Genomic DNA, 16,231 nt, shown 5'->3' on the forward strand with positions numbered 1-16,231 from the left:
CCAGCCGTCTGACCATCGTCGACGATGATCGCAACATCCTTAGCGTTGGCAAAGCCGCGGTTCGCGAAGCCGAGGCCGTCTCAGGCAACAGCTACCGCCAGCGCCTCCAAGGCCACGGCCACCTGCGCATGCTCAGCAAGCCGCAGGCCACAGTGCAGAAGGAGCACCCGCACCACCTAGTCAGACGCCTGGACAAACAAAGAGGCCCGCTGATGCGGGCCTTTTCTTCTTCGCTAGGAATCTGCAAGCACGCTGTCTTGCACAGACCTCTCTAAAACCCCCAACGAGTCGACAACCACTCTGCCAATCGACCGCAACTGCGTTGCGATGGCGTCAAAGCCTGGTTGGCGACTTTCCTTTAGCACCTTGCCTATCCACTGTTCAATGGCCAGCATGCGGCGATCTTTCTCACTGCTCGGCGCGCCGGCATGCACTGCGCCATGCACGTGTGCGCCGTAGTGAATCACATCGCGAACCGTCAATTTGTGGCCAAGCGCCAGCACGATGGGCATGCTCAAAAATTCATCGAGGCTGACCTGTGCAGGTGGCCCGAATGTTCCTTGCACCTTTGGCCAAATAGCATCGCCCACCATCCAAAACTCCGGAGGCCCCGACGGCAAGGCCACCGGTCCCCTGGGCAATAAAACGCCAAAGCGCACGCGCTGTTTGAATCTGCGATTGACGAGCGCTAGCAAGGGCGTGCCGTCGATCAACAGCTTTCGAAGTAGCGCTGACAGCATGATCGCATCATGCTGATCGCCATCGATTCGCGCACGCATCTCCTCAAGCGTCCGAAGAAAAAGCGCGCGTCGGTCAATCTCCTCACCCGGAGAAGTTGCTGCGGACCGGCTCATAGCGAGCTGCTCGGCGAGGGTTGAGATAGGCTATCGCCAGGAACGCCGAATGCGGTGTCGACGCCCTGGGCCAGCAGCGCCTCGACCAGCTTGTGGCCGGCGAGGCGTGGGGAGGTGGCTTGTCTAGTCATGTCGGGACTGTAGCGGCGACGGGCGGTCCAACTCCGCCGGGCGACTGTCCCTGAGCCGGTCCGCCACGCGCCTTGCACGCTCCAGCAACTCGCCCTTGCGCGCCTCGCGCTGCGCCTCCGGCGCGTCGGCAAAGGCCTTCAACGCCTGCCCCATCGCGACGTAGTCGCCCGTTAGTGAGTCGGCATCGGGTGACCATGCCGTGCCCGACAGGAAACGTTCCTGCGTCCAGTGGCCCGCGTGGTAGGTCACGCCGTCCAGACCTTCTTCGAACTTCTTCGGGTAGCGCACTTGCAGCAACACGTCGCGGCAGAGATCCGTCAGCACCGCCGTGCTCTCCGCATCGAGCGGCGCCTGCCGCGTCTGCGCGACGACGGGAAAGCGCTTCAGCAGCGCACGCTCGGTTGCCGCATCCAGCGGGAAGACGTCCGGCTTGAGCGCGCGGATTCGCTCTATTTCCAGCCGGCTCCAGCGCTGCTCATCGAGCGTGCGGCTGACGACGATGACGCCACCCGCCTGGCGCACGAGGAAGACGGCGTAGGGCGTGCGCAGCGAAGGCTCGACGAGGAACTGGCACTGGCGGTAGGCATACCCGCCGAGCAGCGCGTCGCGCAATGCCAGCGTTGCCGGATCGGGGGCGTGCTCCGAGGCGAAGACGCCCGGCTCCGGCTCCAGGCCGCCGGCAGGCATGGCCCCGGCGGACGCCGAGGCGAGGACCGCCAACGCCGCCCACGAGCGGCGCATGGCGCCGTGGCGCATCACGATCCCCGGCGGGGGCGAAGGGAGGCCATCACCGCGTCGCCCCCTCGATGGCCCGCTCGGTGATGCGGTCCCTGAGCTTGTCGTCGCGCGTCAGGCCCAGCGCCTCGTGGAGGGCCGACGGCGCGCTGCTGCCTGACGTCTGGGGTTCGGCGCCCCGCGCAACCGGCGTGGCCGGCACGACATTGACGGGCGCCGCGGTCACGGCCTGCTCCTTGAAGCCGGCCGGGCACTCGACGTTGGTGTAGGCCACCTGCTGGCTCTTCACGCATTTGCGCAGCGCGCCGGATCGCGATGTCGGGCGGGCGGCAGCCTCGCCGGCCGGACGCGGCGCGCCAGCGAGGTCCCCCCCTCCCGGGCCGATGACGACGACCGGCTCGGGCATCACCGCGGCCCGCAGACGCTCGCGCTGCTGCCAGGCCAGGCCCAGCGCGGACAGGACGACAACGAGAACCACGAGACCACGGAACGGCATGGCAGACGGCGAGCATGGCAGTGGCGCGGACTGTAGCGGCGGGTTACCCCCCGCACGCCGTGCCGAATCACCTCGCTCCGCCGTCCATCAGGCCGGCACCGCGGCTGCCGACCGGCGCGACAGGCCCAGCCCCACCAGCCCCGCCGACGCGACACCCAGCACCAGGGCCGCTGCCGACCCCGCGAACACGCCCCGCGGCATGCCGTGGTCCAGGATGGCGCCGAACACCGGCGCTGCCAGCGCGAAGCCGATGTCCAGCCCCGAGTACACCGTGCCGTAGACGCGGCCCGTGGCGCCGGGCGGCGCGGCCCGCTTGATGAGCATGTCGCGCGACGGGCCGGCGAGCCCGGTGCCGAAGCCGGCCAGCGAGGCGATCACCGCCGCCAGCCCGCCCGGCAGCGAGCCGGTGGCCGTCAGCAGCAGCATGCCGGCAGCGAACGCCATCGCGCAGGCGATGACGCGCTCCAGCCGCTCGGCGCGGGCGACGAGGAAGCCGCCGCACACCATGCCCGCCGCGCCGGCCAGCATGTAGCCGGTGACGACGTAGGCCGTCTGCGCCAGCGGCAGGTCGTAGATCTGATGCAGCGCCGGGCTGGCAAAGCTCTGGATGGCCGACAGCGCCGCCGTGGTCCAGAAGAAGAACGAGAAGCACAGCCACACCGACGGCAGCTTCAGGAAGGCCATCGGGTGCTCCGCCTTGGCGCCTGCTGCCGGCTTGGCGTGGCCCCAGGAGCCTTGTCGGTCGTCGATGGCCGAGCGCTGCCAGAAAAGCAAGGCCATCACCGCCAGCGCGACCAGCGCCGTGCCGACATAGGCGAAGCGCCAGTTGCCCGTCGCCTCGGCGATGCCGATGGAGAACACCGGCGCGAACGCCCAGCCCAGGTTGCCGCTGATGCCGTGCACCGAGAACGCGTGGCCCAGCCGCGGCTGCGAAACGCGCTTGTTCAGGATGGTGAAGTCCGCCGGGTGGAAGGGCGCGTTGCCGACGCCCGCCAGCGCCGCCGCCAGCATCAGCCCGCCGAAGCCCTGCGCCAGGCCCGCCGCGACCGAGGCCAGGAAGAAGCTCGCCATCGCCACGAACAGCACCGGCCGCGCACCGATGCGGTCGACGACGAAGCCCGACAGCGCCTGGCCCGTGCCCGAGATGACGAAGAAGGTCGTCACCAGCAGGCCCAGCTCCGAGTAGCTCAGGCCGAAGGCCTGGATGAAGGCCGGGAACAGCGGCGGCAACAGCATGTGGAAGAAATGCGAGGTGCCGTGGGCGACGCCGATGGTCGAGATCGTCGTGATGTCGCTCCGGCGCCGGCTGGCGGCGCCCGGAGTTGCTGCGAGGGTGGTGTCCATGCTCCGCACTGTAGGAAGACCCCTGCCGGCCCAGTTACGATGGTTCGTCAAGTTCTATCGAAATCCAGCCATGCCCGGCCGCCAGAGCTTCCCTGCCTTCTCGCCCGAGCGCTTCGCGCCGACGCGGCAACGCCCGTTGCGCGCCAAGGCCCGGGTGCTGGAGCATCTGGCCGACATCCAGCCGCACCGCCACGACTGGGCCCAGCTCGTCTTCTCGATGACCGGCGCCGTGCGCGTGAACACCATGGCGGCGACCTACATCGTGCCGCCGTCGCGCGCGGTGTGGATTCCGCCCGGCCTCGTGCACGCGGTGACGGCCATCGAGCAGTGCGACCTGCGCACGCTCTACCTGGGCCCCGAGCTGCTGGCCGGCGAGGCCTGGCAGGTGGGCCGGGTGCTGGAGGTGTCGCCGCTGCTGCGCGAGCTGGTGCTGGCCCTGCCCGCCCTGCCCGACCCGACACCCCCGGAAACCGCCGAGGACGCGGAGCGGCGTTGCAGCATCGAGCGCCTCGTGCTGGTCGAGCTGCAACGCGCCAGGCCGCTGGCGCTGGGCGTGGCGCTGCCGCAGGACGCCAGGCTGCGCCGCCTCTGCAAGGCCATGCTGGACGAGCCCGGCCGCCACACGGGTCTGGACGAATGGGCACGGGAGGCCGGCGCCAGCCCGCGCACGCTGAGCCGGCTGTTCCGCGAGCAGCTGGGCACCAGCTTCGCGCAGTGGCGCTCGCAGCTGCTGCTGGCCCACGCGCTGACGCTGGCGGCCCGCGGCCGGCCGATGAGCCACATCGCCACCGAGCTGGGCTACGCCAGCGCCAGCGCGTTCACGGCGATGGTGACGCGCACGGTGGGCATGCCGCCGAGCAGGTTCTTCGAGCGGGCCTGAAAAAATATCTTGCGCGCCACGAATCCTTTTCCGCACTGCCCACCTCTTGGTGTCCGAGGGTCGTCCTCGAACATCTGGAGTTGCACCATGGTCTATGTGAAGAACGTGCCGAACGGCGAGCGCGTGCTGCGCATCCTGCTCGGAGCGGGCGCAGCGGGCGCGGGTGTGTTGATGGTGGGTGGCATGGCCGGCTGGCTGATCGCGGCCAGCGCGGGCGGGCTGGTGCTGTCCGGCCTGCTCGGCTTCTGCCCCGCCTGTGCGATGGTGGGCCGCAAGCTCAGGCAGCCATGAGCCTGGCCGCCGAGCATCTGCCGCTGCTCGCGGCCGCCCACGGCGGCGACCCGCGGGCGCTGGAGCAGCTGCTGCGTGTCACCCGCCCGGACATCCGCCGCTACGCGCAGCGGCATTGCCTGATCAGCGACGTCGACGACGCGGTGCAGGAGGCGCTGCTCATCGTCTCGCGCAAGCTGCCCCAGCTGCGCGTGCTGGCGGCGTTCTCGGGCTGGGCCATCCGCCTCGTGCAGCGCGAGTGCCGGCGGCTCGGGCGGGTGGCGCTGCGCTACGACCCGTACGACGAGGAGCAACTCGCGCAGTGGCTGGTCGCGCACGACGAAGCCGGGCTGCGCCGGGAGCTGGTAGCGGCGCTCGAATCGCTGCCGGCGCACTACCGCGAGGTCATGCTGCTGCGCGACGTGGAGGAACTGACCATCGAGGAGATCGCCCATCGCACCGGCCTGACGCGGCCCAACGTGAAGAGCCGGCTGCACCGCGCCCGCGCGCTGGCGCGGGAGTACCTGCTGGGCGGCCGCCCCGCCGCCGCCTGACACGGTTACCAACCCTTACGGCGGCCCGTCGCGGGCCGTCCGCGCGGGCGGGAGCCGCCGCGTTGTGAAGGGGCGCTATGCGACGATGAGCGCAGCCAACAATCACAACAAGGACACCCCTCATGCAACGACGCCCCCTGCTCCTCGGCCTGGGCAGCAGCCTGCTCGCCGGCATCGCCCTGACGGCCCGTGCCGACGACGACGGCGACTTCCTCATCCTGCACGCGCGCTACGGCACCGAGCGCAGCCACGTGGACGTCACCGGCCGACTGCGCGAGCTGGCGCGACGCGACCGACGCTTCAAGCTGGAGAACGAGCTGTTCGGCGTTGACCCCGACCCCGGCCGCACGAAGACGCTGCGCATCTTTGCCCGCGACCGCAGCGGACGCGAGCGCACGTTCGAGTACCGCGAGTACGACTGGATCGACGGCGCCCAGTTCATCGGCTGGGGCGGCGGCAACTGGGGCGACGGCGGCCCGCGCGGCTGGCAGGGCGCCGAGGAGCGCCGGGATGACCGTCACGACGACGGCGAATTCACCATCCTGTACGCGACCTACGGCACTGGCCGCCGCGAGGTCGACGTGACCGACCGCCTGCGCGACCTGGCACGGCGCGACGTGCGCTTTCGCCTCGGCAACGACACCTTCGGCGGCCTGGACCCCGACCCCGGCCAGACCAAGGTGCTGCGCATCGTGGCCCGGGACCGCATGGGCCAGCAGCGCACTTTCGAGTACCGCGAGTACGCCACCGTGGACGGCGCCCAGTTCATCGGCTGGGGCCGTGGCGACTGGGGCCGCGGTGATCGCGGGCCGGAGCGCCCGGGCGGTCGGCTCTTCATCGAGAGCGCCATTTACGGCGCGCGTGGCCGCGACGCCGACGTGACGCAGGCGCTGCGCGCCCAGGTGCGGGGTGGCCGCTTCGAGGCCCAGGTCGACAACAGCCTCTTCGGCGTCGACCCGGCGCCGGGCCAGCGCAAGACGCTGACCGTCGTCTACCGCTTTGAAGGCGGGCCGACGAACACCCAGCGCGCCAACGAGGGCGACTGGATTCGCCTGCCCTGACGACGGCGGCGTCAGCGGTAGCGCTGCACCAGCCGAGCCACGTCGCCGCGCTCCACGACGGCGCGCAGCGCCTGCTGCAGCCGGGCCGCGGGCAGTTGCGTCGTGCCGCCCAGCAGGCAATGCGTCACCGTCTGGCTGACGACCTGCAGCGGCCGCAGCGCCTCGGCCGGCGGGTGGCCACGGTTGTATTGCGCCAGCACCAGCCGGTCGACCACCGCGGCCGGCGTGCGCCCCCGGGCCAGCTTCTCCAGGACGCCCTGCTGCGTGACGGCGTCGTCGCGTACCAGCTGGCCGGCATCGAACAGCGGGCCCAGCTCCTGGTAGTGGTAACCGAGCACGGTCCCCACCCGCAGGCCGCGCTGCGCCGCCAGGTCCAGCGGCCGGGTCAGGCCGCCCCGGCCGACGGCCAGCACGTCCTCCAGCACCACCATCGGCGGGCCGACGCGATCGCTGCCCAGCGGCTCGACCACCCACTTCGGCGCCATCATGCACATCAGGTCCGCCTGGCCCGCGTGCAGCGCCGGCTGCGTGCGCTTGGGCGGCAGCATCACGTACACCGGCCGCGCGTCCGCGGCACGGGCCACCTGCTCCATCAGCTCGAAGGCCAGCCCGCCAACGGGCCGGCCGCCGCGCAGCTCCAGGTAAGGTGGCGCCCAGTCCTCGCCGACGATGAATCGCAGTACCGGCTTCTCAGCGGGCGCCGCCTGCACGGCGGCCAGCCACGCGCCAGCCACCAGCAGCCCTGCCACGCGGCCGATTGCGGGCTTTGCGGCGCCTGCGCCGGCAGGAGCCTTCTCGGACGGACAATCCGTGCGTATCGCCATGCCGCGAGTTTAGAAAGCTGCCGCGCCCATGGCGCCGGCGTCACTCAAGAGACCGAGTTCCCATGGACACACAGCTGTTCGACTACACCAGGCAGGACGCCGCCGGCGCCTGCTCCACCGCGCACGCCTGGGCCAAGGTGCCGGCGCCACTGAGCCCGTCCGAGCGCCACGCGCTGGCCGATCGCGCCAAGGCACTGCTCAAGAAGCACGACGCCGTGCTCGTCGCCCACTACTACGTGGACGGCCTGCTGCAGGACCTGGCGCTGGAGACCGGCGGCATCGTGTCGGACTCGCTGGAAATGGCCCGCTTTGGCCGCGACCACGCGGCGCAGACGCTGGTCGTCGCCGGCGTGCGCTTCATGGGCGAGACGGCCAAGATCCTCAGCCCGGAAAAGCGCGTGCTGATGCCGGACCTGGACGCCACCTGCTCGCTGGACCTGGGCTGCCCGGCCGACGACTTCGCGCGCTTTTGCGACGCCCACCCGGACCGCCAGGTCGTCGTCTACGCCAACACCAGCGCCGCCGTGAAGGCGCGCGCCGACTGGATGGTGACCAGCTCCTGCGCGCTGGAGATCGTGGCCGACCTGCACGCCAGGGGCCAGAAGATCCTCTGGGCGCCCGACCGCCACCTGGGCCGCTACATCCAGGAGCAGACCGGTGCCGACATGCTGATGTGGAACGGCGCCTGCATCGTGCACGACGAGTTCAAGGGGCTGGAGCTGGAGCTGCTGCGCGAGCAGCACCCGGGCGCACAGATCCTCGTCCACCCCGAGTCGCCCAAGAGCGTCGTCGACATGGCCCACGTGGTGGGTTCCACGTCGGCACTGATCAAGGCCGTCGTCGAGGGTTCGGCGCAGGAGTACATCGTCGCGACCGACAACGGCATCCTGCACCGCATGCGCCAGCTGGCGCCGGGCAAGACGCTGATCGAGGCGCCGACGGCCGGCAACAGCGCCACGTGCAAGAGCTGCGCCCACTGCCCGTGGATGGCAATGAACGGTCTGGCCAATCTGGTGGACTGCCTGGAGAGCGGCCAGCCGGAGATCCACGTCGACGAGCCCATCCGCATCGAGGCCCAGCGCTGCATCAACCGCATGCTCGATTTCACGGCCGCGCGAAAGAAGGCCGCTGCCGGCATGACGCCGGGCATCGGCGCCGCCTGAGGAAACACCGGGCGAGCCCCTCGCGCGCAGCGCATCCCGGCTTGGGGCGTCCTGCTGCGTTGCAAATGCTCGCTGGGTGTTCAACCCGGCAGCGCTTTGCGCCTTGCAGCACACTCCCAACCCGGGCGCGCTGCATCGCGGGGGCTCGTCCGGTGTTTCCCGCGCTATAAATCGGCATTCCATCGGAGACCGCGCCATGAATGCCGACTTCAGCTCCCTCTACAACCACCACGAGCGCGAAGTCTTCGCGGCCGTGATCGATGCGTCCAAGGACTACCCCGAGATCGCGGACAGCAACGACCTGCTGTGCGACGTGGCCTGCGTGGCGCTGAACCGCCTGCCCCCGCGCTACATCCGCCATGAGGTGGACTTCAGCTTCTACCTGACCGAACACGAGCGCCTGGAGATCGACAACGCCATCGCCGAGGCGGTCGGCTATGCCTTCAACTTCGTGCAGGCGAGGACGGCGCTGCGGGCGAGGAAATGACGCTTGACGTATGACGCCGCAGTGCGGCTGGCCGGCGTCGCCATCGCGCTTGCGTGCATCGACGCAGCTACGGCCGAATGTCAGCTATTGCAGGCGGGCAGCCCGGCGTCACCGGTGCTGGCACGCAAGCTGGATGAGCTGCAGCTTTACCGGAACTGGACCCGCCCGGACTGCCTGTCGTTGATCGAATGGTCATGCGAGCCCGGGTGGACCGACATCGCGGTTCACGAAAACCACAAGCCGTCGTGCGGTGGTGATCCAAAGACCTTCCCCGCCATCGACCACTTCCGCGTCAGCCGGGACCTGAAGGTCGTGCAATGGTTCGACATGCCCAACGCTGAGTACCAGCCGCTGGAGAAGGTCTGCGAGCACCAGAAGTGCTCGGCGCAGAAGGCACCGGACAGGAAGGCGGCTAGTGCTCCCGCACCGGCACTCAGCGCCTCCGCCGCTCGCTGATCAACACCGTCGGGAAGCTCACCGGCAGCGTCTGCGGGTAGTCGCGGCTGTAGTGCAGGCCACGGCTTTCGTGGCGCATCAGCGCCGAGCGCACGATCAGCTCCGCGCAGTCCACGAGGTTGCGCAGCTCCAGCAGGTCACGTGTGACGCGGAAGTTGGCGTAGTAGTCGTCGATCTCGCTCTTCAGCAACGCGATGCGGTGCAGCGCGCGCTCCAGCCGCTTGGTCGTGCGCACGATGCCGACATAGTTCCACATCAGCAGACGCAGCTCATCCCAGTTGTGCGCGATGACGACCTGCTCGTCGGCGTTCTCGACCTGGCTTTCGTCCCATGCCGGCAGCGGCGCGGCCTCCTGCGGTGCTTGGTTGAGGATGTCGGCCGCGCAGGTCTGGCCCAGCACGACGCACTCCAGCAGCGAGTTGCTGGCCAGACGGTTGGCGCCGTGCAGGCCGGTGTAGCCCGTCTCGCCCACCGCGTACAGGCCTGGCAGGTCGCAGCGGCCGGACAGGTCCGTCACCGCGCCACCGCACGTGAAGTGCACCGCCGGCACGACAGGGATGGGCTGCTTGGCGATGTCGATGCCCAGCTTCAGGCAGCGCGCGTGGATGGTCGGGAAATGCTCGATGAGGAAGGCTTCGCCCAGGTGGGTGGCGTCCAGCCACACGTGGTCGAGGCCGTGCTTCTTCATCTCGAAGTCGATGGCGCGGGCGACGATGTCGCGCGGCGCCAGCTCCATGCGCTCGTCGTGCGCGGCCATGAAGCGTGTGCCGTCGGGCAACTTGAGGTGGCCACCCTCGCCGCGCAGCGCCTCGGTGATGAGGAAGCTGCGCTCCTGCGGGTGGTAGAGGCAGGTCGGGTGGAACTGGATGAACTCCATGTTCGCGACGCGGCAGCCGGCGCGCCAGGCCATCGCGATGCCGTCGCCGGTCGACGTGTCCGGGTTGGTCGTGTAGCGGTAGACCTTGCCGGCGCCGCCGGTGGCCAGCACGACGGCACGCGCGGCCAGCGTCTCGACGCGCTGGGTGTCGATGTCCAGCGCGTAGACGCCATAGACGCGCGGCGGCTCGTCGCGCTGCGCGTGGCGGGACGTGATGAGGTCCAGCGCCATCCAGCGTTCACACAGCTTGATGTTGGGGTGGCGGCGCGCCACGTCCAGTAGTTGCTCGTGGATGGCCTTGCCGGTGGCGTCGGCCGCGTGGGCGATGCGGCGCACCGCGTGGCCGCCCTCACGCGTCAGGTGCAGGCCCATCGGGCCTGTGTCGTCTGGCGTGAACGGCACGCCCTGCTCCACCAGCCAGCCCACGGCGGCGGCGCTGCGCTCGGCGATGAAGCGGGCCGTGCCCTCGTCGACGAGGCCGGCGCCGGCATCCTGCGTGTCGCGCACATGGCTGTCGATGCTGTCGTCGCTGCCGAGCACGCCGACGATGCCGCCCTGGGCCCAGGCCGTGGCGGCCTCGCCCAGTTCGCGCTTGGCCAGCACGACGACGGGCACGGAGTCGGCCAGGTGCAGGGCCACGGTGAGACCGGCCAGGCCGGCGCCGATGATGACGACGGGGGCGTCGTCCGGGGGAGCAGCAGTCATGGCAGGCATTGTCCCGCAGCGATCTGGCTCCATGCCGCTGGGCTTTCGTATCCCGGGGAGGATCGCTTGATGCAGGCGCCGCATCGTGCCGTGGCGCTCATCGCCACCGCCCCGCAGCCCGCGGTCCCGGGGGGCAAATAAGCACCTGCTTGCGTAACGCCACGGTGGGACGCGGCCTTATGCTCCGCGCCGCTGTCGCAGAAGCAGCCGTGGAGGAGACCTTGAAGACTGTCAAACGCTGGGCCGGCGCCATCGCCGGCGTGTTGTTGTTCGCGACCTGCGCGCGCGCCGCGCTGCCGCCGGCCGAGCTGTTCTACAAGGATGCGGACATCCTGGAGGCGGTGCTATCCCCTTCCGGGCGACTGCTGGCGCTGACGACGAGCAAAGGCATGCCACGCGTCGGGATGGTGGTGATCGACCTTGCCCCTGCCGGCGGGCGCCTGAGCACGACACGGGTGACCTACGCCGACGTGGCAGACGTGCGCTGGGTCAATGACGAGCAGCTGGTATTCAGCGTGACGGACCTCGTCGACGGCAGTGGCACGGTCGATGACGGCCCAGGCCTCTTCACCGTGAAGGCGGACGGTTCGCACTTTCGCCAACTCGTGAACCGGAGCTGGGCAGCTGATGGCGGCGTGAGCGATCCGCACAGCTGGCGACTGAGCTGGAACCATCGCCTTGTTGCCGTGCCACCGTCGCAACCCGGCAAAGTCAACGAAGAAGTCCTGCTCGAGGAATTCGGGACGGATGAAAGCGACACCAGCGTCAGCCTGATGTGGCTGAACGTGGTCAAGACCACCACGCGCCTGGTCGACGACCGGCAACTGCCGGGCGGCGCCAGCGCCTGGATGACCGACAGCCTGGGCCAGCCGCGCGTCGCCTTCACGTACGACAAGAGCCGCATTTCAGCCTACTGGCTGCAGCCAGGCAGCCAGAAGTGGTCGAGGCTCTACGAAAGCGGACTGTTCGACCAGCCATTCCAGGTCGAGGCCATCGACGGCAATGGCACCCTGTTCGTATCGCGCCCGCAGGGGCCGCGGGGCGACGCCGTGTTGAGCCGCTACGACGCCAAGCGCGGCGCGCCCGAGGACAAGCCGCTGGTGTCCACGCCCGGCTTCGACTTCCAGGGTTTCCTCGTCACCGGCGACGCGGGCAAGACGCTGGGCGTGCGCGTCACCGTTGACGGCGAGACGACCGCCTGGTTCGACCCGGCGATGAAGGCCTTCCAGGACCGCGTCGACACCGAGTTTCCCAATCACGTCAACCGCATCAGCTGCCGTCGCTGCGGCGCACCCGACATGGTGGCGCTGGTGCGTTCCTACAGCGACCAGGACCCGGGCGCCCTCTACCTGTTCCAGGCCAAGCCGCCAGAGGGCCAGCAGAACTGGCAGTTCCTCCAGGCCGTTCGCCCGGACATCGCCCCCGCGCAGATGGCGACACTGGAGTTGCAGCGCGTCAAGGCACGTGACGGGCTGGAGCTGCCGGTGTGGATCACCCGCCCGCCTGGTGCCAAAGGCCCACTGCCCGCGGTGGTGCTGGTGCACGGCGGCCCGTGGGTGCGCGGTACGCAATGGCGGTGGGACGCCGACGCGCAGTTCCTCGCCTCGCGCGGCTACGTCGTCATCGAGCCCGAGTTCCGCGGCAGCACCGGCTACGGCTATGGCCTCTACCGCGCGGGCTTCAAGCAATGGGGCCAGGCCATGCAAGACGACGTGGCCGACGCATTGCTGTGGGCCCAGCAGCAGGGCATCGCCAGCGACAAGGCCTGCATTGCCGGCGCCAGCTACGGCGGCTACAGCACGCTGATGGGCCTGGTGAAGCACCCCAAGCTGTACCGCTGCGGCGTCGCCTGGATGGCAGTGACCGACATGGACCTCTACGTCAACGGCTCGTGGAGCGTCTTCGACGACATCGGCGAAAGCGCCCGCAAGTACTCCATCCCTGACCTGGTGAGCGACGCCACGAAGGACGCCGCCATGATCGCCGCCAACTCGCCAGTGAAGCAGGCCGCGCGCATCAAGGCGCCAGTGCTGCTGGCCTTCGGCGAGGACGACCGCCGCGTGCCGCTGACGCACGGCAAACGCATGCGTGATGCGCTGCGCGAGGCCGGCAACGACCCGGTCTGGATCACCTACGCCGGTGAGGGCCACGGCTTCGGCAACGTGAAGAACCGCATCGACTTCGCCGAGCGCATGGCTGCCTTCCTGGCCAAGCACCTTCAGCCCTGAGCCTGCAAGATACGAGGCAGCATTGCCTGCTTCATCCTGTGGATGAGCAGCCTCGGCCTGGGGTTAGCCCGGCGGCCCGCCACCGAGGCGCGGTGGGAAAGTCGGCGCTTTCCCAACCTCAGGAGTGCGCCCCATGCGCAAGACGATGTTGACCGTGCTGCTCGCCAGCACGCCGCTGGCCTGGTCCGCCGAAGGGATGTGGACGCTGGACAACCCGCCGCTGGCCAGGATGAAGGCCGAGCTGGGCGCCGCGCCGGACGCGGCCTGGTTCGAGCACGTGATGCGCGGCTCGGCCCGCATTGCCGGCGGCTGCTCGGCGTCGTTCGTGTCGCCCGAAGGCCTGGTGCTGACCAACCACCACTGCGCCGTCAACTGTGTGGAGCAGCTGTCCACGCCCGAGCAGGACCGCGTGAAGCAGGGCTTCCTGGCCCGGGAGCGCAGCCAGGAGGTGGCCTGCCCGGCGATGGAGGTGAACCGGCTGGAGGCCATCTCCGACGTGACCAAGGACGTGAAGGCCGCCACCAAAGGGCTGCAGGGCCAGGCCTTCAAGGACGCCTACAACGCCGCCACCGCCAAGATCACGCAAGCCTGCACCGGCGACGCCGGTGCCACGCGCCGCTGCGACGTGGTGGACCTGTACCACGGCGGCCAGTACAAGCTCTACCGCTACCACCGCTTCCAGGACGTGCGACTGGTGTTCGCGCCCGAGCAGCCGGTGGCCTTCTTCGGCGGCGACCCGGACAACTTCAACTTCCCGCGCTACGACTTCGACATGTCGGTCGTACGCGTCTACGAGGACGGCAAGCCCGCCGCCGTGAAGGACTGGCTGCCCATCAACCCCAACGGCCCGCAGGCCGGCGAAGCCGTCTTCGTGACCGGCCACCCCGGCAGCACGCAGCGCGGCTACACGATGGCCCAGCTGCAGGAGCTGCGCGCGCATGACCTGCTGGGCTGGCTGCTGAGGCTGTCCGAGTTCCGCGGCCGGCTCATCGGCTACAGCGAGCGCAGCCCCGAGGCCGCCCGCCAGGCCAACGCCACGCTGTTCGGCGTGGAGAACGGCTTCAAGGCGCTGAACGGCGAGTTGGCCGCGCTGAACGACGAGACGCTGATGGCCACCAAGGCCAGGGACGAGGCGGCGCTGCGCCGGTTCGTCGCCGGTCGCAAGGACCTGCCACCCGAGACGGCCAAGGCCTGGGACGCCATCGCCGGCGCGCTGACGAGCTACGACGCCTTCCGCAACGCGAACCTGATGATCGCCAACGGCGCGGCGTTCGACAGCGCGCTGTTCCGCCAGGCGCGGCGCCTGGTGCGCGGCACCGTCGAGCGCGAGCTGCCCAACGAGAAGCGCCTGCCCGAGTACGCCGAAGCGGCGATGCCGCAGATGCAGGCCCTGCTCTTCTCCAAGGCGCCTGTCTACCCGGACTTCGAGAAAAACAAGCTCGGCTTCACGCTCACCAAGATGCGCGAGTACCTGGGCACCGACCACCCGCTGGTCAAGCAGGTGCTGGGCGGCGACAGCCCCGAGCAGGTGGCCGCCCGGCTGGTGGACGGCAGCAAGCTGGCCGACCTGGCCGTGCGCCGCCAGCTGTGGGACGGCGGCGCCGCGGCCGTGCGCGCCAGCGACGACCCGATGGTCAAGCTGGCACTGGCCATCGACGACGCCGCGCGCGACCTGCGCAAGCGCTACGAGCGCGAGGTGGAGGCCGTCGTCCAGAAGAACACCGAGCTGATCGCGGCGGCCCGTTTCGCGCAGAGCGGCACCGGTATCTATCCCGATGCCACGTTCACGCTGCGCCTGAGCTACGGCCGCGTGCAGGGCTGGAAGGAGGGTGACAACGACGTCCCGCCCTTCACCCGCACCGCCGGCCTGTTCGCCCGCGCCACCGGCGCCGAACCCTACGCGCTGCCGCCGAGCTGGCTGGCCGCCAAGGCCAGGCTGGACCCGAACCGCCCGTTCAACTTCGTGACCACCAACGACATCATCGGCGGCAACTCCGGCAGCCCGATGCTGAACGCCAAGGGCGAAGTGGTGGGGCTGGTCTTCGACGGCAACATCCACTCGCTGGGCGGCGCCTTCGGCTACGACCCGCGCAACAACCGCGCCGTGGCGGTGGACACGGCCATCATCGTGGAGGCGCTGGACAAGGTCTACGACGCGCAGGCGCTGCTGAAGGAACTGACCGGCAAGCGCTGACGGCGCCGCGCTGTCACTCCCGGAAGCCGTTGGAATGGCGCCGCCATGCCGGCGGCTTCCAGAGATGGGCCAAGCGCAGGCCCCAGGTCTTCTCGTGCGCCATGTCGCGGAACATGGCCCGCCACTCGTGGGCGTTCAGCCAGAACAGGTTGTGCGTCGGGAACGGGTGCTCCAGCCCGTAGTCCACCGGCTCGCGCTCCGGCTCGAACGTGCCGAACAGGCGGTCGAACACGATCAGCGTGCCGCCGAAGTTTTTGTCGATGTACTGCGGGTTACGGCCGTGGTGGGCGCGGTGGTGCGACGGCGTGTTGAAGACGAGCTCGAACCACGCCGGCATGCGGTCGACCCAGGTGGTGTGGACAAAGAACTGGTAGCCCAGGTTCAGCGACAGCGCGAACAGCACCCAGCGCGGCTCGAAGCCCAGCCACACGGCCGGCAGGTAGAACAGCCAATTGCCGGCGACGGGGTAGAACCAGCTCTGCCGCAGCGCCGTGCCGAAGTTCATCTTCTCGGAGCCGTGGTGCACGACGTGGGCGCACCAGAACCAGCGGATGCGATGGCTGCCACGGTGGAACCAGTAATACAGAAATTCCACCAGCAGGAACAAGCCCACGAAGCGCAGCGGCGTGACGGCGATGCTGAAGAGGCGATGGTCGTGGACCCAGCCCATCGCCGGCAGCACCAGCACCGTCAGCAGGAACAGGTCGGCCACGAGGTAGCTGCCGCCGCTGTTCATGCTGTCGAGCGTGTCGCGGAAGTCGAACACGCCGGTGCGCCGGAACCGCCAGGCCTCCATCGCGATGAAGACGCCGAACACGGGCGACAGCACGACCAGCGTCAGGTCGCGCCAGTCGAAATGGCGTTGGTAAAGGTCGAGCAGCCAGTCCATGCCGCGATATTGGCGCCAAACGCGCCGGGCTTCTTGACGGCAAACCCCGGGTTTTTGACGGATCGCGCCACGGCTGGGGAGA

Annotated in this window: 17 protein-coding genes; 10 read left to right on the forward strand and 7 right to left on the reverse strand. The window is 69.5% G+C overall.

Features of this window, described 5'->3' with window-relative positions:
• Positions 1 to 233 precede the first annotated feature (233 nt).
• Positions 234 to 740: a hypothetical protein gene (locus ACG04R_RS21720; protein WP_394415714.1), complete on the reverse strand. Its 507-nt coding sequence runs from the start codon at positions 738 to 740 to the stop codon at positions 234 to 236.
• Positions 741 to 749: 9 nt separating this feature from the next.
• On the opposite strand from ACG04R_RS21720, the gene ACG04R_RS21725 reads away from it, so the two are divergent.
• Positions 750 to 878: a hypothetical protein gene (locus ACG04R_RS21725; RefSeq protein ID WP_394415715.1), complete on the forward strand. Its 129-nt coding sequence runs from the start codon at positions 750 to 752 to the stop codon at positions 876 to 878.
• A 99-nt stretch (positions 879 to 977) separates the two neighbouring features.
• Here ACG04R_RS21725 and ACG04R_RS21730 read toward each other — a convergent pair whose 3' ends face one another.
• From ACG04R_RS21730 to ACG04R_RS21740, 3 genes are all read right to left on the reverse strand, one after another.
• Positions 978 to 1,727, reverse strand: coding sequence for a hypothetical protein (locus tag ACG04R_RS21730; protein ID WP_394415716.1), 750 nt, complete (start codon positions 1,725 to 1,727; stop codon positions 978 to 980).
• Between the two features lie 46 nt (positions 1,728 to 1,773).
• On the reverse strand, positions 1,774 to 2,217 hold the full coding sequence (locus ACG04R_RS21735; protein ID WP_394415717.1) for a hypothetical protein: 444 nt from the start codon (positions 2,215 to 2,217) through the stop codon (positions 1,774 to 1,776).
• An 87-nt stretch (positions 2,218 to 2,304) separates the two neighbouring features.
• Positions 2,305 to 3,561 (reverse strand): MFS transporter, encoded by a 1,257-nt coding sequence (locus ACG04R_RS21740; RefSeq protein ID WP_394415718.1) that lies wholly within the window; start codon positions 3,559 to 3,561, stop codon positions 2,305 to 2,307.
• Between the two features lie 70 nt (positions 3,562 to 3,631).
• On the opposite strand from ACG04R_RS21740, the gene ACG04R_RS21745 reads away from it, so the two are divergent.
• The 4 genes from ACG04R_RS21745 (at position 3,632) to ACG04R_RS21760 (ending at position 6,326) form a co-directional block, all read left to right on the forward strand.
• The gene (locus tag ACG04R_RS21745; RefSeq protein WP_394415719.1) at positions 3,632 to 4,441 is read left to right on the forward strand and encodes an AraC family transcriptional regulator; all 810 of its coding nucleotides are present in this window, start codon (positions 3,632 to 3,634) and stop codon (positions 4,439 to 4,441) included.
• A gap of 87 nt (positions 4,442 to 4,528) precedes the next feature.
• On the forward strand, positions 4,529 to 4,732 hold the full coding sequence (locus ACG04R_RS21750; RefSeq protein ID WP_394415720.1) for a YgaP-like transmembrane domain: 204 nt from the start codon (positions 4,529 to 4,531) through the stop codon (positions 4,730 to 4,732).
• Positions 4,729 to 5,265, forward strand: a complete 537-nt coding sequence (locus tag ACG04R_RS21755; protein ID WP_394415721.1) for an RNA polymerase sigma factor — start codon at positions 4,729 to 4,731, stop codon at positions 5,263 to 5,265. The genes ACG04R_RS21750 and ACG04R_RS21755 overlap by 4 nt, the downstream gene beginning before the upstream one ends.
• Positions 5,266 to 5,387: 122 nt before the next feature.
• Complete coding sequence (locus tag ACG04R_RS21760; RefSeq protein WP_394415722.1) at positions 5,388 to 6,326, forward strand: DnaJ-like protein C-terminal domain-containing protein; 939 nt, start codon at positions 5,388 to 5,390, stop codon at positions 6,324 to 6,326.
• An 11-nt stretch (positions 6,327 to 6,337) separates the two neighbouring features.
• Here the strand turns inward: ACG04R_RS21760 and ACG04R_RS21765 are convergent, their stop codons facing one another.
• Positions 6,338 to 7,075, reverse strand: a complete 738-nt coding sequence (locus ACG04R_RS21765; RefSeq protein ID WP_394415723.1) for a substrate-binding periplasmic protein — start codon at positions 7,073 to 7,075, stop codon at positions 6,338 to 6,340.
• A gap of 137 nt (positions 7,076 to 7,212) precedes the next feature.
• Between ACG04R_RS21765 and nadA the strand changes: the two genes are divergently transcribed.
• The 3 genes from nadA (at position 7,213) to ACG04R_RS21780 (ending at position 9,256) form a co-directional block, all read left to right on the forward strand.
• A complete protein-coding gene (nadA, locus tag ACG04R_RS21770) occupies positions 7,213 to 8,313 on the forward strand; it encodes a quinolinate synthase NadA (RefSeq protein ID WP_394415724.1) in 1,101 nt (366 codons plus the stop codon).
• Between the two features lie 196 nt (positions 8,314 to 8,509).
• Positions 8,510 to 8,800: a late competence development ComFB family protein gene (locus ACG04R_RS21775; protein ID WP_394415725.1), complete on the forward strand. Its 291-nt coding sequence runs from the start codon at positions 8,510 to 8,512 to the stop codon at positions 8,798 to 8,800.
• A 3-nt stretch (positions 8,801 to 8,803) separates the two neighbouring features.
• Positions 8,804 to 9,256: a hypothetical protein gene (locus tag ACG04R_RS21780; RefSeq protein ID WP_394415726.1), complete on the forward strand. Its 453-nt coding sequence runs from the start codon at positions 8,804 to 8,806 to the stop codon at positions 9,254 to 9,256.
• On the opposite strand, the gene nadB is transcribed toward ACG04R_RS21780, so the two are convergent.
• Positions 9,234 to 10,838, reverse strand: a complete 1,605-nt coding sequence (gene nadB / locus ACG04R_RS21785) for an L-aspartate oxidase (RefSeq protein ID WP_394415727.1) — start codon at positions 10,836 to 10,838, stop codon at positions 9,234 to 9,236. The genes ACG04R_RS21780 and nadB overlap by 23 nt on opposite strands.
• A gap of 221 nt (positions 10,839 to 11,059) precedes the next feature.
• On the opposite strand from nadB, the gene ACG04R_RS21790 reads away from it, so the two are divergent.
• Positions 11,060 to 13,066 carry an alpha/beta hydrolase family protein gene (locus tag ACG04R_RS21790; RefSeq protein WP_394415728.1) on the forward strand — a complete coding sequence of 669 codons (2,007 nt, stop codon included), beginning with the start codon at positions 11,060 to 11,062 and terminating at the stop codon, positions 13,064 to 13,066.
• A 133-nt stretch (positions 13,067 to 13,199) separates the two neighbouring features.
• Entirely contained in the window at positions 13,200 to 15,260 is a 2,061-nt protein-coding gene (locus ACG04R_RS21795) for a S46 family peptidase (protein ID WP_394415729.1), read from the forward strand.
• Positions 15,261 to 15,273: 13 nt separating this feature from the next.
• On the opposite strand, the gene ACG04R_RS21800 is transcribed toward ACG04R_RS21795, so the two are convergent.
• Positions 15,274 to 16,149 (reverse strand): sterol desaturase family protein, encoded by an 876-nt coding sequence (locus tag ACG04R_RS21800; protein WP_394415730.1) that lies wholly within the window; start codon positions 16,147 to 16,149, stop codon positions 15,274 to 15,276.
• Between the last annotated feature and the right edge of the window lie 82 nt (positions 16,150 to 16,231).

The sequence above is a fragment of the Pelomonas candidula genome (assembly GCF_043555985.1).
Taxonomy (GTDB): domain Bacteria; phylum Pseudomonadota; class Gammaproteobacteria; order Burkholderiales; family Burkholderiaceae_C; genus Pelomonas; species Pelomonas candidula.

Bases quoted from the DNA above. Each gene is read 5' to 3' on its own strand.
- ACG04R_RS21725 (WP_394415715.1), top strand. From the start codon at position 750: ATGCTGATCGCCATCGATTCGCGCACGCATCTCCTCAAGCGTCCGAAG.
- ACG04R_RS21720 (WP_394415714.1), bottom strand. From the start codon at position 740: ATGCTGTCAGCGCTACTTCGAAAGCTGTTGATCGACGGCACGCCCTTG.
- ACG04R_RS21750 (WP_394415720.1), top strand. From the start codon at position 4,529: ATGGTCTATGTGAAGAACGTGCCGAACGGCGAGCGCGTGCTGCGCATC.
- ACG04R_RS21730 (WP_394415716.1), bottom strand. From the start codon at position 1,727: ATGCGCCGCTCGTGGGCGGCGTTGGCGGTCCTCGCCTCGGCGTCCGCC.
- nadA (WP_394415724.1), top strand. From the start codon at position 7,213: ATGGACACACAGCTGTTCGACTACACCAGGCAGGACGCCGCCGGCGCC.
- ACG04R_RS21755 (WP_394415721.1), top strand. From the start codon at position 4,729: ATGAGCCTGGCCGCCGAGCATCTGCCGCTGCTCGCGGCCGCCCACGGC.
- ACG04R_RS21795 (WP_394415729.1), top strand. From the start codon at position 13,200: ATGCGCAAGACGATGTTGACCGTGCTGCTCGCCAGCACGCCGCTGGCC.
- ACG04R_RS21735 (WP_394415717.1), bottom strand. From the start codon at position 2,217: ATGCCGTTCCGTGGTCTCGTGGTTCTCGTTGTCGTCCTGTCCGCGCTG.
- nadB (WP_394415727.1), bottom strand. From the start codon at position 10,838: ATGACTGCTGCTCCCCCGGACGACGCCCCCGTCGTCATCATCGGCGCC.
- ACG04R_RS21800 (WP_394415730.1), bottom strand. From the start codon at position 16,149: ATGGACTGGCTGCTCGACCTTTACCAACGCCATTTCGACTGGCGCGAC.
- ACG04R_RS21745 (WP_394415719.1), top strand. From the start codon at position 3,632: ATGCCCGGCCGCCAGAGCTTCCCTGCCTTCTCGCCCGAGCGCTTCGCG.
- ACG04R_RS21740 (WP_394415718.1), bottom strand. From the start codon at position 3,561: ATGGACACCACCCTCGCAGCAACTCCGGGCGCCGCCAGCCGGCGCCGG.
- ACG04R_RS21775 (WP_394415725.1), top strand. From the start codon at position 8,510: ATGAATGCCGACTTCAGCTCCCTCTACAACCACCACGAGCGCGAAGTC.
- ACG04R_RS21760 (WP_394415722.1), top strand. From the start codon at position 5,388: ATGCAACGACGCCCCCTGCTCCTCGGCCTGGGCAGCAGCCTGCTCGCC.